At 71.7% G+C, this 20,541-nt stretch carries 26 protein-coding genes; 6 read left to right on the forward strand and 20 right to left on the reverse strand.

Annotated features, from left to right (window positions below):
• Positions 1–9: 9 nt before the first annotated feature.
• The 5 genes from H8838_RS10340 to H8838_RS10360 all read right to left on the reverse strand — a co-directional run bounded on the left by H8838_RS10340 (position 10) and on the right by H8838_RS10360 (position 3,211).
• Positions 10–810, reverse strand: coding sequence for a putative protein N(5)-glutamine methyltransferase (locus H8838_RS10340; protein ID WP_185996130.1), 801 nt, complete (start codon positions 808–810; stop codon positions 10–12).
• A complete protein-coding gene (locus tag H8838_RS10345) occupies positions 794–1,309 on the reverse strand; it encodes a SixA phosphatase family protein (RefSeq protein ID WP_185996129.1) in 516 nt (171 codons plus the stop codon). Before H8838_RS10345 ends, H8838_RS10340 begins: the two co-directional genes overlap by 17 nt.
• Positions 1,310–1,373: 64 nt before the next feature.
• Positions 1,374–2,144, reverse strand: a complete 771-nt coding sequence (gene fabI, locus H8838_RS10350; RefSeq protein WP_181311071.1) for an enoyl-ACP reductase FabI — start codon at positions 2,142–2,144, stop codon at positions 1,374–1,376.
• Between the two features lie 49 nt (positions 2,145–2,193).
• On the reverse strand, positions 2,194–2,946 hold the full coding sequence (fabG, locus tag H8838_RS10355) for a 3-oxoacyl-ACP reductase FabG (protein WP_181311072.1): 753 nt from the start codon (positions 2,944–2,946) through the stop codon (positions 2,194–2,196).
• Between the two features lie 52 nt (positions 2,947–2,998).
• A complete protein-coding gene (locus H8838_RS10360) occupies positions 2,999–3,211 on the reverse strand; it encodes a dodecin (RefSeq protein ID WP_181311073.1) in 213 nt (70 codons plus the stop codon).
• A gap of 54 nt (positions 3,212–3,265) precedes the next feature.
• Between H8838_RS10360 and H8838_RS10365 the strand changes: the two genes are divergently transcribed.
• Both H8838_RS10365 and H8838_RS10370 read left to right on the forward strand, forming a co-directional pair.
• Positions 3,266–3,640, forward strand: a complete 375-nt coding sequence (locus H8838_RS10365) for a DUF3099 domain-containing protein (RefSeq protein WP_185996128.1) — start codon at positions 3,266–3,268, stop codon at positions 3,638–3,640.
• Complete coding sequence (locus H8838_RS10370) at positions 3,637–3,897, forward strand: hypothetical protein (RefSeq protein ID WP_224766055.1); 261 nt, start codon at positions 3,637–3,639, stop codon at positions 3,895–3,897. Before H8838_RS10365 ends, H8838_RS10370 begins: the two co-directional genes overlap by 4 nt.
• Positions 3,898–3,903: 6 nt before the next feature.
• Here the strand turns inward: H8838_RS10370 and moaA are convergent, their stop codons facing one another.
• Positions 3,904–4,896 (reverse strand): GTP 3',8-cyclase MoaA, encoded by a 993-nt coding sequence (gene moaA / locus H8838_RS10375; protein ID WP_185996127.1) that lies wholly within the window; start codon positions 4,894–4,896, stop codon positions 3,904–3,906.
• Positions 4,897–4,966: 70 nt separating this feature from the next.
• Here moaA and H8838_RS10380 point away from each other — a divergent pair, with 70 nt between their 5' ends.
• Positions 4,967–5,755: an SURF1 family cytochrome oxidase biogenesis protein gene (locus H8838_RS10380; protein WP_185996126.1), complete on the forward strand. Its 789-nt coding sequence runs from the start codon at positions 4,967–4,969 to the stop codon at positions 5,753–5,755.
• Here H8838_RS10380 and H8838_RS10385 read toward each other — a convergent pair.
• The 4 genes from H8838_RS10385 to H8838_RS10400 all read right to left on the reverse strand — a co-directional run bounded on the left by H8838_RS10385 (position 5,699) and on the right by H8838_RS10400 (position 10,869).
• A complete protein-coding gene (locus H8838_RS10385) occupies positions 5,699–6,457 on the reverse strand; it encodes an SDR family oxidoreductase (RefSeq protein WP_185996125.1) in 759 nt (252 codons plus the stop codon). The two genes, H8838_RS10380 and H8838_RS10385, sit on opposite strands and share 57 nt — an antisense overlap.
• 11 nt (positions 6,458–6,468) lie before the next feature.
• Complete coding sequence (locus tag H8838_RS10390) at positions 6,469–8,367, reverse strand: ABC transporter ATP-binding protein (protein ID WP_185996124.1); 1,899 nt, start codon at positions 8,365–8,367, stop codon at positions 6,469–6,471.
• A 44-nt stretch (positions 8,368–8,411) separates the two neighbouring features.
• Positions 8,412–9,197 (reverse strand): enoyl-CoA hydratase/isomerase family protein, encoded by a 786-nt coding sequence (locus H8838_RS10395; protein ID WP_185996123.1) that lies wholly within the window; start codon positions 9,195–9,197, stop codon positions 8,412–8,414.
• A 73-nt stretch (positions 9,198–9,270) separates the two neighbouring features.
• Positions 9,271–10,869, reverse strand: coding sequence for an ABC-F family ATP-binding cassette domain-containing protein (locus tag H8838_RS10400; protein ID WP_181311081.1), 1,599 nt, complete (start codon positions 10,867–10,869; stop codon positions 9,271–9,273).
• 74 nt (positions 10,870–10,943) lie between these two features.
• On the opposite strand from H8838_RS10400, the gene ypfJ reads away from it, so the two are divergent.
• Positions 10,944–11,900, forward strand: a complete 957-nt coding sequence (gene ypfJ, locus H8838_RS10405) for a KPN_02809 family neutral zinc metallopeptidase (RefSeq protein ID WP_185996122.1) — start codon at positions 10,944–10,946, stop codon at positions 11,898–11,900.
• Between the two features lie 15 nt (positions 11,901–11,915).
• Here ypfJ and H8838_RS10410 read toward each other — a convergent pair whose 3' ends face one another.
• Positions 11,916–12,377, reverse strand: coding sequence for a hypothetical protein (locus H8838_RS10410; RefSeq protein WP_185996121.1), 462 nt, complete (start codon positions 12,375–12,377; stop codon positions 11,916–11,918).
• 131 nt (positions 12,378–12,508) lie between these two features.
• Here H8838_RS10410 and H8838_RS10415 point away from each other — a divergent pair, with 131 nt between their 5' ends.
• Positions 12,509–12,976: a DoxX family membrane protein gene (locus tag H8838_RS10415; protein WP_181311084.1), complete on the forward strand. Its 468-nt coding sequence runs from the start codon at positions 12,509–12,511 to the stop codon at positions 12,974–12,976.
• A gap of 9 nt (positions 12,977–12,985) precedes the next feature.
• On the opposite strand, the gene H8838_RS10420 is transcribed toward H8838_RS10415, so the two are convergent.
• Positions 12,986–13,903, reverse strand: coding sequence for a phosphotransferase family protein (locus H8838_RS10420; protein ID WP_185996120.1), 918 nt, complete (start codon positions 13,901–13,903; stop codon positions 12,986–12,988).
• Positions 13,904–13,933: 30 nt separating this feature from the next.
• Complete coding sequence (locus tag H8838_RS10425; RefSeq protein ID WP_185996119.1) at positions 13,934–14,536, reverse strand: acVLRF1 family peptidyl-tRNA hydrolase; 603 nt, start codon at positions 14,534–14,536, stop codon at positions 13,934–13,936.
• A gap of 137 nt (positions 14,537–14,673) precedes the next feature.
• Here H8838_RS10425 and H8838_RS10430 point away from each other — a divergent pair, with 137 nt between their 5' ends.
• Positions 14,674–15,684: an IS481 family transposase gene (locus H8838_RS10430; RefSeq protein WP_185996118.1), complete on the forward strand. Its 1,011-nt coding sequence runs from the start codon at positions 14,674–14,676 to the stop codon at positions 15,682–15,684.
• Between the two features lie 22 nt (positions 15,685–15,706).
• Here H8838_RS10430 and H8838_RS10435 read toward each other — a convergent pair whose 3' ends face one another.
• The 7 genes from H8838_RS10435 to sufD are packed head-to-tail and all read right to left on the reverse strand — an operon-like array spanning position 15,707 to position 20,539.
• The gene (locus H8838_RS10435; protein ID WP_185996117.1) at positions 15,707–16,093 is read right to left on the reverse strand and encodes an ASCH domain-containing protein; all 387 of its coding nucleotides are present in this window, start codon (positions 16,091–16,093) and stop codon (positions 15,707–15,709) included.
• A 6-nt stretch (positions 16,094–16,099) separates the two neighbouring features.
• Positions 16,100–16,480, reverse strand: a complete 381-nt coding sequence (locus H8838_RS10440; RefSeq protein WP_185996116.1) for a metal-sulfur cluster assembly factor — start codon at positions 16,478–16,480, stop codon at positions 16,100–16,102.
• Positions 16,477–16,944, reverse strand: a complete 468-nt coding sequence (sufU, locus tag H8838_RS10445) for a Fe-S cluster assembly sulfur transfer protein SufU (RefSeq protein ID WP_181311089.1) — start codon at positions 16,942–16,944, stop codon at positions 16,477–16,479. The genes H8838_RS10440 and sufU overlap by 4 nt, the downstream gene beginning before the upstream one ends.
• Positions 16,945–16,949: 5 nt before the next feature.
• The gene (locus H8838_RS10450) at positions 16,950–18,212 is read right to left on the reverse strand and encodes a cysteine desulfurase (protein WP_185996115.1); all 1,263 of its coding nucleotides are present in this window, start codon (positions 18,210–18,212) and stop codon (positions 16,950–16,952) included.
• Between the two features lies 1 nt (position 18,213).
• Complete coding sequence (sufC, locus tag H8838_RS10455; RefSeq protein ID WP_181311091.1) at positions 18,214–18,972, reverse strand: Fe-S cluster assembly ATPase SufC; 759 nt, start codon at positions 18,970–18,972, stop codon at positions 18,214–18,216.
• 38 nt (positions 18,973–19,010) lie between these two features.
• Positions 19,011–19,346 carry a non-heme iron oxygenase ferredoxin subunit gene (locus tag H8838_RS10460; RefSeq protein WP_185996114.1) on the reverse strand — a complete coding sequence of 112 codons (336 nt, stop codon included), beginning with the start codon at positions 19,344–19,346 and terminating at the stop codon, positions 19,011–19,013.
• Positions 19,346–20,539 (reverse strand): Fe-S cluster assembly protein SufD, encoded by a 1,194-nt coding sequence (gene sufD, locus H8838_RS10465; protein ID WP_317983759.1) that lies wholly within the window; start codon positions 20,537–20,539, stop codon positions 19,346–19,348. Before sufD ends, H8838_RS10460 begins: the two co-directional genes overlap by 1 nt.
• Positions 20,540–20,541: the final 2 nt, after the last annotated feature.

Here is a 20,541-nt window from a genome sequence, read left to right on the forward strand (position 1 = left end):
CCTGCTCGCTCACTCGTCGGGAGGCAGCGACCGGCGGCCCACCACGCAGGTGGCGTCCAGGTCGTCGTCCAGGACGACGTCGGGGATGAAGCCGCGCCACACCATCCGCGCCGCGGTCTGCTCGGCCTCGGAGCGGCTCGCCTCCACCACCACCACGCCGGTCGGGGAGAGCAGCTCCACGGCGGCCGCGACCACCCGGTCCTGCACCCTGGTCCCGTCCGGTCCCCCGTCCAGGGCGAGCACGGGCTCGTGCAGCCGGGCCTCCGCGGGCATCAGACCGAGCTGGCGGGTGGGCACGTACGGCGCGTTCGCGACCACCACGTCGACCCGGCCCCACAGCTGCTCCGGCACCCCCGAGGCGATGTCGCCGGTGACCACCTGACCGCCGTAGCGCTCCAGGTTCTCCCGGGCGCAGTCGACCGCGGCCCGGTCCAGGTCCGAGGCCAGCACGGAGGCGTCCGCCCTGCCGGCCGCCACGGCCGTGGCCAGCGCCGCGGAGCCGCAGCAGAGCTCGACCAGGAGGCCGTGCCGGGGCAGGTGTGCCAGCGCCTGCTCCAGGAGCAGCTCGGTGCGCCGGCGGGGCACGAAGACCCCGGGATGTACGGCGACCCGGAGCCCGGCGAACTCGGCCCAGCCCAGGATGTGCTCCAGCGGCTCGCCGTGGACCCGGTCCTGGATCGCCAGCTCGAGCTCGTCGCCGTCCAGCTCGGCCAGCAGGAGGTCGGCCTCCTCCTCGGCGAACACCGAGCCCGCCGAGCGCAGCCTGGCCGCGACCTCGGCGCGGGCGCCCGCGTCAGCGACGTCCGCCACGGAACCCGACCACCCGGGCACCGGCCACGTCGAGGTCGGCCCACGTCGTGCCGACCGTCATCAGCACGGCCGTCGCCGGGGGGAAGCCCAGCGCCATCTGCCGCACCAGCTCCGGGTCCCCTGCACCGTCGGAGAGGAGCTGGGCCAGGTAGGCCACGGTCGGGTTGTGCCCCAGCACGAGCAGCGCGCGGGCCTGCTCCGGCACGGCGCGGACCAGGTCGAGCGTGGCGTCCGGGCCCGCGGCGTAGAGGCTGTCGTCGGGGTCGACGGAGATCGACCAGCCGGCCGCCTCGGACGCGGCCGCCCAGCTCTCACGCGTCCGGGTGGCCCCGGAGACCAGGGCATGGTCGGGCGCGAAGCCCTGGCTCGCCAGCCACACGCCGGTGTCCGTCGCCTCGTGCCGGCCCCGTGGCGTCAGCGCACGGGCCACGTCGGTGGCGCCGGTCGGCTCCGCGGTGGCATGACGCATCAGCACGAGCGTCCGCAGGTCGGTGGTCACTCTCCCACCCTCTCAGTCCGGTGCGTCCCACGCCAACGCCGCGACGGCCCGGCCCGTCGCGGCCTCACAACCCCATGGCGTGGAAGCCCCCGTCCACGTGCACGATCTCTCCGGTGGTCGCCGGGAAGAAGTCCGAGAGCAGTGCCACCACCGCACGAGCAGTGGGTTCCTGGTCGCTCTCGTCCCAGCCGAGCGGCGCCCGGTCCTTCCACGCGGTCTCGAGACCTTCGAAGCCCGGGATCGCCTTCGCGGCCAGGGTCTTCAGCGGGCCCGCCGCGACCAGGTTGCACCGGATCCCCTCGGCGCCCAGGTCCCGCGCGAGGTAGCGCGAGGTGGACTCCAGCGCCGCCTTGGCCACCCCCATCCAGTCATAGGCGGGCCACGCGGTGGACGCGTCGAAGGTGAGCCCCACCAGCGAGGAGCCCCGGGTCATCAGAGGGGCCGTGGCGACGGCCAGCGCCTTGAGCGAGTACGCCGAGACCTGCACCGCCTGGGACACGTCGTCCCACGGGCCCTCGAGGAAGCGACCTCCCAGCAGGGTCTCCGGGTTGCCGTACGCGATCGAGTGCACGACGCCGTCCAGCCCGTCGACGTGCTCGCGCACCTGGTCGGCGAGGCCGGCGAGGTGCTCGGGGTCGGTGACGTCCAGCTCCAGCACCGGCGGCGTGACCGGAAGTCGCTTGGCGATCCGCCGGGTGATGCCCAGCGCACGCCCGAAGTTGGAGATCAGCACCGTGGCGCCCTGCTCCTGCGCGACCCGTGCGGTCGCGAACCCGATCGAGCTCTCCATGGTCACGCCTGCGACCAGGATCCGCTTGCCCTCCAAGATGCCCATCCAGCTCCCTTTCCTCGTCGTGCGGGTCGTGTTGCGGTACGTGCGCGCTCTAGTGGCCCATGCCGAGTCCGCCGTCGACCGGGATCACCGCGCCGGTCACGTACGCGGCGCCGGGCGAGACCAGCCAGGCCACCGCGGAGGCCACCTCCTCCGGGGTGGCGTAGCGCCCCAGCGGGACCTGCGCCCGGATCGCCTCGCGCTGCTCGTCGGTCAGCACCGCGGTCATGTCGGTCTCCACGAAGCCCGGGGCCACCACGTTGGCGGTGATGCCCCGGCTCCCCAGCTCGCGAGCCAGCGAGCGGGCCAGGCCGACCAGACCGGCCTTCGACGCGGCGTAGTTGGCCTGACCGGCGGACCCGAGCAGGCCGACGACGGAGGAGACCAGCACGATCCGCCCGCGCCGCATCCGGAGCATCCCGCGGGCGGCCCGCTTGGCCAGGCGGAACGAGCCGGTCAGGTTGGTGTCGATCACCGAGGACCAGTCGTCCTCGCTCATCCTCAGCAGCAGGGTGTCGGCGGTGATGCCCGCGTTGGCCACCAGGACCTCCACCGGTCCGTGGGCCCGCTCGATCTCCAGGAAGGCGGCCTCGACCGCTTCGGGGTCGGTGATGTCGCACCGCAGGTCGAGCGCGCCCTGGGGACCTCCGCCGGAGCGCGAGGTCACCGCGACGCGGTCACCGCGGGCCAGCAGCTCCTCGGCCACGGCGCGGCCGATGCCGCGGTTGCCCCCGGTGACCAGGACGGACCTGGGCGCCGCCGGCGCAGGGTCGGGCTGACGGGACTCGTGGCTCTGATCTGTCACGAGGCCCGACGCTAGTGATTACCGTGCGGTACGCGAAAAAGGTGTGCCGGCCCTACTCGTCCTCGAGCCGGAAGCCGATCTTCAGGCCCACCTGGAAGTGCTCGACCTCACCGTCCTTGGCCTGGCCGCGGACCTGGGTCACCTCGAACCAGTCGATGTGACGCAGGGTCTTGCCGGCCCGCTCGATGCCGTTGCGGATGGCGGCGTCGATCCCCTCGGGAGAGGTTCCGACGATCTCGGTGACGCGATACGTACGATTCGACATGGACAGACTCTAGCCCCGGGCTCGGGTGAGCGGCGCCCACGTACGATTGCTGCCATGGCCACGCGCAAGAAGCCCTCGGGCCAGGACGCCGTCCGGATCACCACGGCGGCGTCGAGTCGCGAGGCCGACATCGCCGCCCGGCAGCTCCGGTACCTGCTGTCCATGGCGGTCCGGGTCGTCTGCTTCATCGCGGCCGTCGCGGTCGGGCCGGGCTGGCTCCGCTGGGTGCTGGTGGCCGCGGCCGTCCTGCTCCCCTACGTGGCCGTGGTCCTGGCGAATGCCACCGACACCCGCGACGACACCTTCTCGCTGCGCGACGCCCCTGCCCAGCACGAGCTCCCCCCGGGGGCCGCCGGTCCGGCGGTCCCTCCCGCCCAGGGCGACACCCAGACCCCGGACGACACCCAGAACGGAGGGCCTTCGGCGTGACCGAGCCCGACACCTGTTCCGCCAAGAGCTGCACCGCTCCCGCGGCCTGGGCGCTGCAGTGGAACAACCCGCGGCTGCACACCCCGGACCGGCGCAAGGTCTGGCTGGCGTGCGAGGAGCACCGCACCAGCCTGTCGGAGTTCCTGGCCGCCCGGTCCTTCCTGCGCGACGTCGTACCGCACGCGCCGGCACCGGAGGCGACGTCGGGAACGGCGTCCGGCGAGGCCGACCCGCAGCCCGGCGGCCGGGGCGTCTGAGGGCCGTCAGCCGCCGATCGCGGACATCGGCCGGTCCGGCTGCAGGAACGTCGGGTCGTCGATGCCGTGGCCGGCGCGCTTGCCGCGCATGGCGGTCACCCACCGGTCGGCGAGCTCCTGGTCGCTCGCACCGGCGCGCAGCGCCGCGCGGAGGTCGGACTCCTCGCGGGCGAACAGGCAGTTGCGCACCTGGCCGTCCGCGGTCAGCCGCACCCGGTCGCAGTCGCCGCAGAACGGCCTGGTCACCGAGGCGATCACCCCGACAGTGCCGGGGCCGCCGTCGACGGTGAAGAGCTCCGCCGGCGCGCTGCCCCGCGGCTCGGAGGCCGGGGTGAGGACGAACTCCGCCTCCAGCGCCGCGAGGATCTCCTCGGCCGTCACCATGGCGTCACGGTGCCAGCCGTGCTGGGCGTCCAGCGGCATCTGCTCGATGAACCTCAGCTCGTAGCCGTGCTCCAGGCACCAGCGCAGCAGCTCGGGACCCTGGTCGTCGTTGACGCCGCGCAGCAGGACGGCGTTGACCTTGACCGGACCCAGCCCGGCGTCCTTGGCCGCTGCGAGACCCGCCACCACGTCGTCCAGCCGGTCCCTGCGGGTGATCTGCGCGAAGGTGTCGGGACGCACGGTGTCCAGGCTGACGTTCACCCGGTCCAGCCCCACGGCGGCCAGGGCCTTCGCCGTCCGGTGCAGCCCCAGCCCGTTGGTGGTCAGCGAGGTCTCGACCCCGCCCAGGTCGTGGGTGCGCCGGACGATGTCGACCAGGCCGCGACGGATCAGCGGCTCCCCGCCGGTGAACCGCACCTCGTCGATGCCCAGGAGGCGGACACCGATGGTGATCAGCCGCACGACCTCGTCGTCGTCCAGCGTCTGGTCCGTCGGCATCCAGTCCAGGCCCTCGGCCGGCATGCAGTAGGTGCAGCGCAGGTTGCACCGGTCGGTCAACGAGACGCGCAGGTCCGTCGCCACCCGACCGAACCGGTCTTCCAGAGGCTGCCCCATCCAGCCAGCATAGGGGCAGGGACCCGACCGGGCCGTCCGAGCGGTTTCGTCCCCCGGATAACCTCGGGTCGTGAGTCGTCTGCAGTTCCTGCTCAGCAAGCGCTGGGCCCTCTTCTTCCTCGCCGTCACCCTCCTCTCCTGGCTCGCCTGGGAGCTGGGCCAGTGGCAGTTCGACCGCCTCGAGGACCGACGGGACCGCAACGCCCAGATCCAGCGCAACGAGGAGCTCGACCCGGTACCGGTCCAGGAGGTCCTCTCCGTCGGTCGACCTGTCGACAAGGCGCTGGAGTGGCGTCTGGTCGAGGCCAGTGGCACCTACGCGGTCGAGGACACGGTCGTGGTGCGCTACCGCACCCGGGACGGCGGCCCGGGCGTGGACGCGGTGGTCCCGCTGGTGCTCGACGACGGCACGTCCCTGGTCGTGGACCGGGGCTGGTGGCCGACCCAGAACCGGGGCGAGGTGCCCGAGGACCTGCCCGACCCGCCGACCGGTGAGGTCACCATCACCGGCTGGGTGCGGATCGACGCCACCGGTGACGCCGCACAGGTCACCGAGCAGCGGACGCGGGCGATCAGCAGCGAGGAGATCGGCGAGGCGCTGGACCGCGAGGTGCTGAGCGGCTTCGTGGACCTGGCGACCGAGGACCCCGAGGCCGCGGAGCCGCTGGAGCGGGTCGACCTGCCCGACCTGGACGACGGTCCGCACTTCTTCTACGGCCTCCAGTGGTGGTTCTTCGGTGGCCTGGCGGTCTTCGGCTTCTTCTACCTGCTCTTCGACGAGTGGCGGGACCGACGGGCCGCCTCACAGGCCGCGGAGCATGCCGCCGTCGACCGGGAGCATGACTCCACTGAGGTATGACGCGGCCGGCGAGAGCACGAAGGCCGCCACCCGCCCGAACTCCTCGGGCCGTCCGTAGCGACCCAGCGGGATGCTCCGCTCGGCTGCGGCGCGGGCTGCCGCCGGGTCGGGAGCACCCGCGTCGAGGCTAAGCACGCGGTCGGTCTCGATCCGGGCGGGCATCAGCCCGTTGACCCGGACACCTCGCGGGCCGAGCTGGTCGGCGAGCTCCTTGGCCACCATGGCCAACCCCGGTCGCAGTCCGTTGGAGATCCCCAGTCCCGCCAGCGGGGCGCGCACGCTCGAGGAGAGCACCACGGCGAGCGAGCCGCCCTCGGGGAGCTCCTCCCCCACGACCCGCAGCAGGCGCACGGCACCGAGGAAGACGGACTCGAAGGAGTCCCGCCACTCCTGGTCCTCCATCGCCAGCGAGCCCCCGGCGGGCGGGCCGCCCACGCTGATCAGGGCACCGTCCAGCCGCCCCCAGCGTGTTCGCGCGGCGGCGACCAGCCGGGACGGCGTACGGGGGTCCGCGTTGTCGGCGACCATCCCCTCGGCCCGGTCGTCGCCCAGGCGACGCACCGCCGCGTCGACCCGTTCCTGGCTCCGCCCGGAGACCACCACCCGGGCGCCCTCGGCGACCAGGCACTCGGCGGTGGCCAGGCCGAGCCCGCCGCTCCCGCCGGTGACGATCAGGACGTGTTGGTCCAGCTGGAGGTCCATGCCCCCGGAATCTACCCCCGCAGGGGCTCCTCCAGGGGTCGCGAGCGCTCGGAGAAGTACTGCGTCCGGTAGAGGTCGGCGTACAGCCCACCCTGCTCGAGCAGCTCCTCGTGCGTGCCGGACGCGACCACCCGGCCGGCGTCGACCACCAGGATCTGGTCGGCCTCCCGCACGGTGGAGAGCCGGTGCGCGATGACCAGCGAGGTCCGCCCCTCCAGGGCGACCTGCAGCGCCCGCTGCACGGCCGCCTCCGACTCGCTGTCCAGGTGTGCGGTCGCCTCGTCCAGCACCACGATGGACGGCGCCTTCAGCAGCAGCCGGGCGATGGCCAGGCGCTGCCGCTCGCCGCCGGAGAGCCGGTAGCCCCGGTCGCCCACGACCGTGTCCAGCCCCTCGGGCAGGTTCCGCACGAGGCCGTCGATCTGGGCGGCGGCGAGCGCCTCCCACAGGTCCCGGTCGTCCGCCCCGGGCCGGGCGTAGGTCAGGTTCGCCCGGATCGTGTCGTGGAACATGTGCGAGTCCTGGGTGACGTATCCGACGACGTCCTCCAGGGACTCCAGGGAGACGTCGCGGACGTCGTGCCCGCCCACCCGGACGGCGCCCGAGGTCACGTCGTAGAGCCGGGCGACCAGGTGGGTGATCGTGGTCTTGCCGGCGCCGGAGGGACCGACGAGCGCCACCATCTGCCCCGGCTCGGCGACGAAGCTGACGTCCTGCAGCACCAGGTCTCCGACCGGGCCCTCGGTGCGTGCCACGCTCTCCAGCGAGGCCAGGGAGACCTCCTCGGCCCGGGGGTAGCGGAACGCGACGTGCTCGAACTCGAGGCGTGCGGCGCTCGGCGGGAGCGCGACGGCGTCCGGCTTCTCCTGGATGGTGGACGGGAGGTCGAGCACCTCCAGGACCCGGTCGAAGGAGACCAGCGCGGTCATCACGTCGATCCGCACGTTGCTCAGGCTCTGCAAGGGCCCGAGCAGGCGCAGCAGCAGCGTGGCCAGGGCCAGCACCGTGCCGATGCTCAGCGTGCCCTCGATGGTCAGCCAGCCCCCCACGCCGTAGACCAGGGCGGTCGCCAGCGCCGGGATGAGCAGCATGGTGGCCATGAAGATCCGGGTCACCAACGAGATCTGCACCCCGAGGTCGCGGACCTTGGCGGCCTTCTCGGAGAAGAGCCGGTCCTCCCCGTCACGCCGGCCGAAGAGCTTGAGCAGCATCGCGCCACCGACGTTGAAGCGCTCGGTCATCGCGTTGCCCAGGTCGGCGTTGCCGTCCATCTGCTCGCGGGTCAGTCCCGCGAGGCGGCCGCCCACCCACCGGGAGGCGCCCAGGAGGAGCGGGAAGAGCAGCAGGCACAGCAGCGTCACCTGCCAGCTCAGGGCGAGCATGGCGATGCTCACCACCACCACCGAGACCAGGCTCGAGACGGTGGTGGAGAGCGTCGAGGTGAAGGCGCGCTGGGCGCCGATGACGTCGTTGTTGAGCCGGGAGACCAGGGCACCGGTCTGCGTGCGGGTGAAGAAGGCCAGCGACTGCCGCTGCACGTGGGCGAAGACCTGCGTGCGCAGGTCGTAGATCAACCCCTCGCCGATCCGGGAGGAGAGGAAGCCGCCGATCACCGAAAGCACGGCGCCGAGCACCGCGACGCCCGCCATCGCCAGCGCCACCCAGCCGACCAGGCCCGCGTTCCCGCGGGTGATGCCGTCGTCGACCAGGGTCTTGACCAGCAACGGGGTCGCGACCACCAGGGCGGCGTCGAACGAGGTCACGGCGAGGAAGACGCCGATGGTGCGCTTGTGCGGCCGGGCGAAGCCGAGCACCCGGCGTACGGTTCCGCGGTCGACCCGCTGCCGCCCGACGCTCCGGTCGGTGCGCATGTGACGCCACGCGGGGCCCATCCCCATCTGCAAGGACATCGGCGTCTCTTCTCCTTCCGGGCTCCCGCCCGTCCGCGACCGGGTCAGATCCCGGCAGCGACCTCCCGGAAGCGCAGCACCTGCGCCTCCCGCTCGAGCCGCCGCTGGTCCTCCAGCGAACGGTCGTCCGCACCTTGGAGCAGCTGCTTGGTCGCCCGCACGGCCCCGACCATCGGAGCCGTCAGGCCCCCGACGAGCTGCTCCACGGCGGCGTCCAGCTGGTCACCCGGGACCGCCGCCTGGACCAGACCGATCCGGACCGCCTCCTGGGCGCCCACCATCCGTGCCGTCGCGCAGATCTCCAGGGCCCTGCTGTAGCCAACCGCCTCGACCAGCGGCTTTGTTCCCGTCAGGTCGGGCACCAGGCCGAGCGCGGACTCCTTCATGCAGAACTGCGCCTCCTCCGAGACGACCCGCAGGTCGCAGGAGAGGGCGAGCTGGAAGCCCGCCCCGACGGCGTAGCCGCGCACCTTGGCGATCGAGACGAAGCGCGGGTCACGCAGGAACGTGAACCCCTCCTGGTAGGCACCGATCGTGTCGGCCATCTCCTGGTCCGAGAGGGCGAGCAGCCCGGCGACGGTCTCGGTGCCCTGGCCCCCACCGCGGGGGTCGAGCATCGACCGGTCCAGCCCGGCGGAGAAGGTCTCCCCCGCCCCGGTGACCACCACGACCCGGACGTCCTCCGGCATGGCCTCGCCGACCTGCGCCAGCGCCCGCCACATCGCAGGGGTCTGCGCGTTGCGCACCTCGGGACGGTCCAGGGTGATCGTGGCGACCGGTCCGGCCACGTCGTAGCGGAGACCGACAGCGATGAGTTCCTCAGGAGTCATGACCGCATCCTAGGTTACCGGGCGGTAATGGGGAGGCGGTCCGGCCGCACGGGTGCCAACCCCCGGGCGAGGCTCACGCCAGCGACACGAGGTCGGCGTACTCCTCGTTCCACAGGTCCTCGTCGCCGTCGGGCAGCAGCAGCACCCGGTCCGGCTCCAGGGCCCGCACCGCGCCCTCGTCGTGGGTGACCAGGACGATCGCCCCCTCGTAGGTGCGGATCGCCGCGAGCACCTCCTCGCGCGACGCCGGGTCCAGGTTGTTGGTGGGCTCGTCGAGCAGCAGCACGTTGGCGCTGGAGACGACCAGGCTGGCCAGCGCGAGCCGGGTCTTCTCCCCGCCGGAGAGCACCTTGGCGGGCTTGTGGGCGTCGTCGCCGGAGAACAGGAAGGAGCCGAGCACCGAGCGCGCCTCGGTGTCGGTGAGCTGCGGTGCGGCGGACTGCATGTTCTCCAGCACCGTGCGCGAGGTGTCCAGGGTCTCGTGCTCCTGGGCGTAGTAGCCGACCTTGAGACCGTGACCCGGCACCACCTCGCCGGTGTCGGCCTGGTCGACACCTGCCAGGATCCGCAGCATCGTGGTCTTGCCCGCACCGTTGAGGCCCAGGATGACCACGCGCGACCCCTTGTCGATCGCGAGGTCGACGTCGGTGAAGACCTCCAGGGACCCGTAGGACTTGGAGAGCCCCTCCGCGGTGAGCGGCGTCTTGCCGCACGGCGCGGGCGCGGGGAACTTGATCCGCGCGACCTTGTCGGCCTGTCGCTCCCCCTCGAGACCGGCGACCATCTTCTCCGCGCGCTTGAGCATCGACTGGGCCGCGCTCGCCTTGCTCGCCTTGGCCCGCATCCGGTTGGCCTGGTCGGTGAGCATCTTCGCCTTCGACTCGGCGTTCATCCGCTCGCGCTTGCGTCGCCGCTCGTCGGTCTCCCGCTGCTCCAGGTAGGCCTTCCAGCCCATGTTGTAGACGTCGATGGTGGCGCGGTTGGCGTCCAGGTGGAGCACCTTGTTGACCGTCTGCTCGAGCAGCGCGTTGTCGTGACTGATCACGATCAACCCGCCCTTGAAGGACTTCAGGAACTCGCGCAGCCACACGATGGAGTCGGCGTCGAGGTGGTTGGTCGGCTCGTCGAGGATCAGCGTCTCGGCGCCGGAGAACAGGATCCGCGCGAGCTCCACCCGTCGGCGCTGACCGCCGCTGAGGGTACGCAGCGGCTGGCGCAGCAGGCGCTCCTCGATGCCCAGGCTCTGCGCGATCTGGGCGGCCTCGGACTCCGCGGCGTACCCACCGCCGGCGTGCAGCTCACTGTCCGCGCGGCTGTAGCGGCGCATCGCCTTCTCGCGCACCCGCTCGTCGTCGGAGCCCATCTGCTCCTCGGCCTGACGGAGCCGGCGGACGACGTCGTCCAGACCGCGGGCCGACAGGATCCGGTCGCGCGCGAGCACCTCGGGGTCGCCGGTGCGGGGGTCCTGGGGCAGGTACCCCACCTCGCCCGTGCTCAGCACGCTCCCCGAGGCGGGCTGCGCCTCGCCGGAGAGCACCTTGGTGAGAGTGGTCTTGCCGGCCCCGTTGCGTCCGACGAGTCCGACCTTGTCGCCGGCCGCTACTCGGAACGTGACGTCCTCCATGAGGAGGCGGGCGCCGGCGCGCACTTCGAGGTGTTGGGCTGTGATCATGAGGGTAGTGAGTCTACGGAGGAGAGCCGGTTTCCCGTGAGTCGGCGTCGTCGCCCCGCCCAGGAAGGACTCACATGCGCTTCAACCCGAAGGCCGACATCCGGCGCGGTTCGGTCCGCGACGCCGGCGGCCGCCGAGGGGGCGGTGGCGCCCCCGCGCGCCTCCCGATGCCCGGCGGGGCCAAGGCCGGCGGCGGCCTGGGGGCGATCGTGCTGGTGGTGCTGTTCCTCGTGCTCACCCAGTGCGTCGGCGGGACGACAGGCACCGGCGGCGGGACCGCCTTCGACCAGGGAGGCGGCACCGGCGGGCTGCCGAGCGGACTCGAGTCCCAGAGCGAGCGCTACGACCACTGCAGGACCGGGGCGGACGCCCAGGACGACCCCGACTGCGCGCGCAAGGCGGTCGCTCTCTCGCTCGAGCGGTACTGGGCGACGACGCTCCCTCGGGAGGCCGGCGTGCCGCTGACCCCCGCCCAGATCAACACCTTCACCGGCCAGGTCGCGACCGCGTGCGGTCAGGCCTCCGCCCAGGTGGGGCCGTTCTACTGCCCCGCCGACGAGCAGGTCTACCTCGACACCACCTTCTTCGAGGACGTGCTCGAGGGGCGACTCGGTGGGCAGGGCGGTGACTTCGTGGAGCCCTACGTGCTGGCCCACGAGTACGGCCACCACATCCAGAACCTGATGGGCACGATGGGCAAGGTGCGCACCCAGCAGGGACCGGAGAGCGACGCCGTACGGCTGGAGCTCCAGGCCGACTGCTACGCCGGGATGTGGACCCGGGCAGCGGCAGGGACCACCGACGACAGCGGCACGGCCATCTTCGCCGAGCTGGACGAGGGCGACATCGCCGAGGCCCTCGACTCCGCCAAGGCCGTGGGCGACGACCGCATCCAGCAGCGCTCGGGCGGACGGGTGGACCCGGAGGGCTGGACGCACGGTTCCGCGGCCCAGCGGCAGAGCTGGTTCAACGTCGGGTACGACGGAGGCGATCTGGCCGCCTGCGACACGTTCGCGGCCGACGACCTGTAGGCCTCGGCCGACCGGTCAGGGCTGCTCGTCCCCCTCGAGGAGCTGCTCGCCGGAGAGGATCCGGAAGCCCGACGGGTCCGCGGAGTCCATCACCGCCACCACCTGCGCCTCGGCCTCCTCGAAGGAGCACGTGTCCGCCTCCCCCATCAGGACGGTGGGGTCCCCCGGTCCCTCGGTGTCGACCACCGCCAGGTAGACCCCGGAGTCCCGGCCCACCAGGCAGACCTCCTGCCGGGTGACCGAGTCGACGCGGGCGCGGGAGTCCTCGTCCCAGCCGAACGCCTCGTTGAGCGCCTCGGCCGACGGCTCCTCCCCCGCCGGCTCGGAGACGTGCAGGACCGAGCGGAACTCGTCCCACAGCTCGACGTAGGCAGGATCGGGCTGGTTCCCAGCACCCGCGTCGGAGGACTGGTCACCGCACCCGCCCAGCACGAAGGCGCCGAGCAGACAGGTCCCGAGGGTCAGGGTGCGCAGCATGGCGGCGACCCTAGCGGTCGGCGAGGCCTCCGCGGGAGCACCTCGACAGGCGGACACCTCCCGTCGGGGACGCATGGCCGAGCGCCCTCCGGGGGTACGGCGTAGCCGAGACCCCCGACCCAGGAGAAGCCATGCACCTGACCCAAGTCCCGCTGCGAGTCGCCACCGGCGCCTACATCCTCAACTCCGGCCTCGGCAAGCTCAACGCCGACGAGGGCACCGCCCAGTACCTGCACGGCGCCGCGGCCGGTGCCTACCCCGCCGCGGTCAAGGACATGGACCCCAAGGGCTTCACCAACCTGCTGGCCTACGGCGAGATCGCCGTGGGGGCCGCCCTCCTGGCGCCCATGGTGCCGGCGACCGTCGCGGGCGCCGCGCTCACCGGCTTCGGCTCGGCCCTGGTGGGCATGTACCTGCGGACCCCCGGGATGACGCTCGACGACGGCATCCGCCCCAGCCAGGAGGGCACGGCGGTGGCCAAGGACGTGTGGCTCGTCGGAGCGGGGCTGACGCTGTTCACGCAGGGCCTCACCGGGATGGCCAAGTCGGGCGTCAAGCGCTCCAAGAAGGCCGTGAAGAAGGCCAACCCCCTGACCTGACGCCTGCGCTCAGTCGTGCTGCCGCGGGTCGAGGAGCGCCTCGACCTGCGGCAGCTGACGCTGCATGGCTCGCAGGAACGGCGCCACGCTCGGGTGCCGGTACTTGCCGGCGAGCGCCCCCTCGCCCTGGGCCGCTCGCGCCAGCGCCCAGTCGGCCCGGGTGAGCACCGTGTAGATCGAGGACACCCGGGCACCGAGCTCGACCTGGGCCCGGGAGGCCAAGCCGTCGGGCAACCCGGAGCAGTACGCGACCACCAGCGGCTGGAACGCCTCCCTGGTCGAGAGCGAGAGATAGCCGAGGTCCGAACCCACCGGACCACGCCCCAACGTCGACCAGTCGACCGCGACCACCTCGTCCTCCTCGTGGCCCAGGAGGTTGCTGGGGACGGGATCCCCGTGCTGGGGGACCTGGGGCAGCCGGGCCACCTGCTCCAGCAACGCACGGCGCCGGTGCCACAGGTGGTCGGCGAGGTCCGCCATCGGGGTGCGCGCCAGCGTCCGCCAGCCCCCTCGGCGCTCCACCTGGGCCAACCGGGCCGCCAGCTGGTCCACCGCCAGCCACGGCGGCGTCCCGAGATCCGCACCGGCGAACCGGCCGAGCCGACTCGCCAGGAAGAGCCCCGAGCTGGCCGCGTCCTCCACCCGTGCATGGACCAGGGTCACCCCGGCCGCGTCCTCCTCGACCTCGAGAAGCTCCGGCTCGCGCAGTCCGGGAGTACCGGAGACGACGCCGCTGAGAGCGACGTCCGCGGCCCGTCGCCAGTACGCCGGGTGCGTGCGCAGACCAGTCTCCGGAGGGTCGTGCGGCGAGGGCGCGACCAGCCGCTTGACGACGACATCACGGTCGCCGACTCGGGCGGCCCACACCCCCAACGTGGACGGGCCGGCCCCGGGCAGCCGCTGCCACCCCGGTCGGGGTTCCCACATGCGGCTCATCCTGGCAGAGGCGGACCCCGCTCAGGCGTTCTCGACCTCGACCCGCGCGGCGCAGGCCCGCTCGACGGCGTCGTCCAGCACCCGCCGGCGCGGGTCAGGCACGTCCAGCCAGTCCCCGACGACCTGTTGCCCGGCGAGCCTGCGATCCTCGAGCACCTCGGTCACCGCCGCCCGGTCGCCACCCACCACGAGCACGCCTGGGCGCAGGATCCGGGCCGCGTGGTCGGCGGCGGCCTCGTAGGCGATCCTGGCCTGGTTGTCCCGGCGCCGGGCGAACCGCTGCTGGCTCTGGCCGCCCGCCTTGGTCCGCCCCTGGACGTGGCGCTGCCCGATCTTGTGCTCGACCAGCGTCCGGCCCTCCAGGCGGGCCACCGCGAAGCCACCCTTGCGGACCAGCAGGACGCCCCAGGCACCGGGCGGGTCGCAGGCCGCGGCGAACGCCTCGGGCTCGGCGGGGCCGACGTGGCGACACGAGAACGGCAGGCGCGCCCGGAAGGCCGACCCGTCCTCGGCGACGCCGGTCAGGCAGCCGTCGCTCACCGCGAGCGTCACCTCGCCGTGGCGGCTGCCGAAGTTGGCCACCCACCGGGAGATCCGCTCCGCGGGCACCGGGACGACAGGCATCCGGTCACCCTAGTTGTGATGCCCAGGCACGTTGGTCGAGATCCTGCGACGACACGGTCTGACCTGTAGATGGACGAAGGCCTCCCCGGTGTGGAGTGGAGCTGTCTAGGAACCGCTCCGCCACCGAGGAGGCTTTCGTGTCCCACGCTACCCACACCAACGCTGCTCTGACCCCTCGCGCCCGGCTTCGACTTGCGCGCCTGATCGTCGACCACGGTTGGCCGCCTGCTCGGGCTGCTGAGCGATACGACGTCTCGTGGCGAACTGCGAGGAAGTGGGCTGATCGGTACCTCGAGGAAGGGCCCGATGGCATGTTCGACAGGTCCTCGGCGCCCCACCACCAACCGAACCGGACGCCGGCCCCAGTGGTGCGCAAGATCGTGCACTTGCGCTGGAAGCAACGACTCGGCCCGGTCGAGATCGCCGACCGACTCGGCATGGCCTCCTCAACCGTGCACGCGGTCCTGGTCCGGTGCCGTATCAACCGACTCACCCACATCGACCGAGCCACGGGCGAACCGGTCCGTCGCTACGAGCACGAGCAGCCGGGCGACCTGATCCACGTCGACGTCAAGAAGCTCGGGAGGGTCCCTGACGGTGGCGGCTGGCGCTACGTCGGCCGCGAGCAAGGTCTGAGGAACCGTGCTGCGACCTCAGCCAGGACCGGTCAGCCCAAGAGCAGGTACCGTCAGCCGCTGATCGGCACTTGCTACCTGCACACCGTGATCGACGACAACTCCCGAGTCGCCTACGTCGAGGCCCACGACGACGAGACCAAGGAGACCGCGGCGTTGGTGCTGCGCAACGCGGTCGCATGGTTCGCCGAGCGGGGTGTGACTGTCCATCGGGTGCTCAGCGACAACGGCGGCGCGTACAGATCCTTCCTGTGGCGTGACACGTGCGCCGAACTGGATATCACCCCAAAGCGCACCCGGCCGTACCGGCCGCAGACCAACGGGAAGATCGAGCGATTCCACCGCACGCTGGTCGAAGGCTGGGCATTCAAGAAGTTCTACAACTCCGAGTCAGCCCGCCTCGCAGCTCTGCCACCATGGATCCACGAGTACAACCACCACCGGCCCCACTCAGCGATCGGGAAGGCCGCACCCATCACCAGGTTGAACAACCTGGCTGGGCATCACACCTAGTCGCAGGGGCGTGCCTGCGCGGCTACGAGGAGCGGTAGAGCACCCGCAGGTGCTCGACGACCTCGTCGCCGTCGCGCTCCACCGACGAGGTGACCACGAGCGCCCCGGGGTGTCCCCGGCCGTCCGTGACGATCCCGAGCACCCCCTCCTCCGGGAGCGGCTCACCGGAGGCGGCGTACTCCTCGGCGGGGGTGCGCAGGGTGGTCGCCGTGCCGTCCAGCAGCCCCGCCAGCGCGGCGTCCGCCTCGGCGGGGGTGCTGCCCAGGCTCCACACGGGCGGCGGCACCGAAGCGATCACCGTCGGGCCGAAGTACGACGGCATGTGGGTGAGCTTGGCGTGGAACCGCGCGACGTCCCAGAAGCTCCGGACGAGCTGCTCCAGGTCGTCCTCGTGCTCGGTGGGCTGCACCGCTCCTCAGACGTTGAAGCCGAGGGCGCGCAGCTGCTCGCGACCGTCGTCGGTGATCTTGTCCATCCCCCACGGCGGCATCCAGACCCAGTTGATCGCCACGTCGTTGACCAGGCCCTCGAGCGCGGAGTTCGTCTGGTCCTGGATCACGTCGGTGAGCGGGCAGGCAGCCGAGGTGAGCGTCATGTCGATGACGCAGTTGGAGCCCTCGTCCACGTGGACGCCGTAGACCAGGCCGAGGTCGACGACGTTGATCCCGAGCTCGGGGTCCACCACGTCCTTCATCGCCTCGGTGACGTCCTCGACCGTGGCCGTGGTGCTGCCCCCGGAGGAGGGCTGGAGGTCGACCTCGGGGAGGTCGGAGTGGGCGGGGTTCTGCGCGTTCATGCTGTCTCCTGCGTGTTGTCGTCGTTGCGGAGCACCTGGGAGGTCGCGTCCTTCCAGGCCATCCAGCCGAGCAGCGCACACTTCACGCGCGCCGGGAACTTGGCGACACCGGCGAAGGCGATCCCGTCCTCCAGGACCTCCTCGTCCGGCTCGACCTGCCCCTTGCCCTGCATCAGGGCGAGGAACTCCTCGTGCACGGTCATCGCCTCGTCGACCGTGCGGCCGATGACCAGGTCGGCCATCACCGAGGCGGACGCCTGGGAGATGGAGCACCCCAGGGCGTCGTAGGAGACGTCGGCGACCTTGCCGTCCTCGAGGTGCACCCGGAGGGTCACCTCGTCCCCACAGGTGGGGTTGACGTGGTGCACCTCCGCCTCGAAGGGCTCACGCAGTCCGGCGTGCAGCGGGTTCTTGTAGTGGTCCAGGATGATCTCCTGGTAGAGCGAGTCCAGCTCTGCGGACACGTGGATCACCCGACCTTGAAGTACGAACGCGTGTAGTGGAGGCCCTCGACCAGGGCGTCGATCTCGCCCGGCGTCGTGTAGAGGTACGACGACATCCGGGTCGAGCTCTGCACCCCGAACCGGGCGTGGGCCGGCTTGGCGCAGTGGTGTCCCGCGCGGACCGCGATACCCCGGGTGTCGAGCACCTGGGCGACGTCGTGCGGGTGGACGCCGGCCAGCTCGAAGGAGATCGCGCCACCGCGAGACGCGGCGTCCTGAGGCCCGAGGACGGTCAGACCGGGCACCGAGAGCAGGCCCTCGAGGGCGTACCCGGAGATCGCCTGCTCGTGCGCGTGGATCGCCTCCATGCCCACGGCCGACAGGTAGTCGACCGCCGCACCGAGACCGACCGCCTCGACGATCGGCGGGGTGCCGGCCTCGAACTTGTGCGGGATGTCGGCGTACGTCGAGCGCTCCATCGAGACCGTGGCGATCATCTCGCCACCGCCGAGGAACGGCGGCAGCTGCTCGAGCACCTCGCGGCGTCCCCACAGGACGCCGATCCCGGTCGGGCCGACGACCTTGTGCCCGGTGAAGGCCACGAAGTCGGCTCCGGTGGCGGCCACGTCGACCGTCAGCTGGGGCGCCGCCTGCGCGGCGTCCAGCACCACCAGGGCACCGGCCGCCTTGGCCCGCCGCGCCACCTCCTGCACCGGGTTGATCGTCCCGAGCATGTTGGAGACCCAGGTCAGGGAGACGACCTTGGTGCGCTCGGTGATCAGCTCGTCGAGGCCGGAGAGGTCGAGCCGTCCGTCCTCGGTCAGGCCGATCCACCGCAGCCGCGCGCCGGTCCGCTCCGCCAGGAGCTGCCACGGCACGATGTTGGAGTGGTGCTCCATCTCGGTGATGAGGATCTCGTCCCCCTCCCCGACCGCCAGCGGGCCCCGGGCCCAGGCCAGCGTGTTCGCGACCAGGTTGAGCGCCTCCGAGGCGTTCTTGGTGAAGATCACCTCGTCGCGCGAGGGGGCGTGCAGGAACGCGGCCACCCGGTCGCGCGCCGACTCGAACGCCTCGGTCGACTCCGCGCCCAGCGTGTGCATGGCGCGGGAGATGTTGGCGTTGTGCCGCTCCATGTGGTCGACCATGGTGTCGATCACCACCTGGGGCTTCTGCGAGGTGTTGGCGCTGTCGAGGTAGACCAGCGGCTGCCCACCCGCGACCGAGCGCTCGAGGATCGGGAAGTCCTTGCGGATCATCTCGAGCTCGGGGAGCAGACCGGGGATCGTCATGTCAGACCGCGGCCTTCGTGTACTTGTCGTAGCCCTCGGCCTCGAGCTGGTCGGCCAGCTCGGGACCGCCCTGCTCGGCGATCCGGCCCGCGACGAAGACGTGGACGAAGTCGGGCTTGATGTAGCGCAGGATCCGCGTGTAGTGCGTGATCAGCAGCACGCCCTTGTCGCCGCCCTCGGAGAACCGGTTCACACCCTCGGAGACGACCTTGAGCGCGTCGATGTCCAGGCCGGAGTCGGTCTCGTCGAGGATCGCGACCTTGGGGTCCAGCAGCTCGAGCTGAGCGACCTCGTGCCGCTTCTTCTCACCGCCGGAGAAGCCCTCGTTGACCGACCGGCTGGAGAAGGTCGGGTCCAGGTCGACGCGCTCCAGGGCGGAGTTGACGTCCTTGACCCAGGTACGCAGCTTGGGCGCCTCGCCGTCGATCGCGGTCTTGGCGGTCCGCAGGAAGTTGGCGACCGAGACGCCCGGCACCTCCACGGGGTACTGCATGGCCAGGAAGAGGCCGGCGCGCGCCCGCTCGTCGACGGACATCGCCAGCACGTCCTGGCCGTCGAGCAGCACGGTGCCCGAGGTCACGGTGTACTTCGGGTGCCCGGCGATGGAGTACGCCAGGGTGGACTTGCCGGACCCGTTGGGGCCCATGATCGCGTGCGTCTCGCCGTCCTTGATGGTCAAGGTGACGCCCTTGAGGATCTCCTTGGCGCCGTCCTCGGTGTCCACCGAGACGTGCAGGTCCTTGATCTCCAGAGTGCTCATCTGTGTTCTGTCTCTCTTACTCTCGTCGAAGTCTTGGGTCAGGCCGGCGTGACGCCGTTGAGGGGGGTGGTCACGTCGACGAACACGTCGTCGCCGCGGACCTCCACCGCGAAGGTCGCCACCGGCTCGCTGGCGGGCAGCGCCATCGGCTTGCCGGTGCGCAGGTCGAACGTGGAGCCGTGCAGCCAGCACTCGATGGCGCAGTCGGCCACCTCGCCCTCCGAGAGGGCCACGTGGGCGTGGCTGCACAGGTCCTGGACGGCGTAGAAGTCCTCCCCGTCCTTGGCGACGGCGACGTCGATCCCGTCGAGGCTGACCGCCGTCGCCTGGTCCTCGCGCACCTCGGAGGTGGCACAGGCCCGCTGGAACGCCATCAGAAGTGCTTCCCGGTGACGTTCTTCGCCAGCTCGGCCTCCACGGTGGCCACGAGGCGCTCCTCGATCGCGGGGACGTCGACCTTGCGGATCAGGTCGTTGAAGAACCCGTGCACCACCAGTCGCCGGGCCTCGCTCTCCTCGATCCCGCGCGAGCGCAGGTAGAAGAGCTGGTTGTCGTCGAAGCGGCCGGTCGCCGAGGCGTGCCCGGCTCCCTCGATCTCGCCGGTCTCGATCTCCAGGTTGGGCACCGAGTCGGCCTGGCAGCCGTCGGTGAGCACCAGGTTGCGGTTCTCCTCGTACGTCTCGATCCCCTCGGCGACCTTGCGGATCAGCACGTTCCCGATCCACACGGTGTGCGCCTTGGCACCCTGCAGCGCGCCCTTGTAGACCACGTTGCTCTTGGTGTGGGGCGCGGTGTGGTCGGCGAAGAGCCGGTGCTCGATGTGCTGGCCGGCGTCGGCGAAGTAGAGCCCGAGCATCTCCGCGGAGCCGCCGGGGCCGTCGTACGTCACGTTGGCGTCCATCCGCACGACGTCGCCACCGAAGCTGATCGCGGCGTGCTTGTACGTCGCGTCGCGACCGACCCGCGCCTGGGTGTGGGTCAGGTGCACCGCGTCGTCGGACCAGTCCTGGACCGAGACCACGGTGATCTCGGCGCCGTCGCCCACGGAGATCTCCACGACCTGGGCCAGCGAGGCGCTGCCGGTGTGGTTGAGCACCACGGTGGCCCGCGAGTGCCGGCCGAACCGCAGCGCGACGTGGCCGGCCTCGGTCGACGAGGCGTCCGTCCCGGTCACGTCGACGACGAGCGGCTCGGCCACGTCGGCCTCCGCGGCGACGTCGACCAGCAGGGTCGACGGCACCTCGGCCAGCACCCGGGCGGCGAACCGGCTGTTCGGCACCAGCCCGGAGATTCCCCGGAGCGCCTTGGCCTCGTCGCCCTCGACGGTCTCGGCGCGCACGCCCTCGGGGGTGTTCCAGGTGTAGCGGGTGGTGGCGGCACCGAAGACGGCGTCGCCGTGCAGGTCGCGAAGACGCTTGAGCGGGGTGAACCGCCAGATCTCCTCGCGTCCGGTGGGCACCGGGTGGTCGGCCACGTCGAACGACCCCTCCGGGTGCAGGTGGCTCTCCACCTTCTCCATCTCGAGGGCCGAAGCCACGCTCTCGCGGGCGGTCTCGGTCACAGTCACAG

This window comes from Nocardioides campestrisoli (genome assembly GCF_013624435.2).
GTDB classification, from domain to species: domain Bacteria; phylum Actinomycetota; class Actinomycetes; order Propionibacteriales; family Nocardioidaceae; genus Nocardioides; species Nocardioides campestrisoli.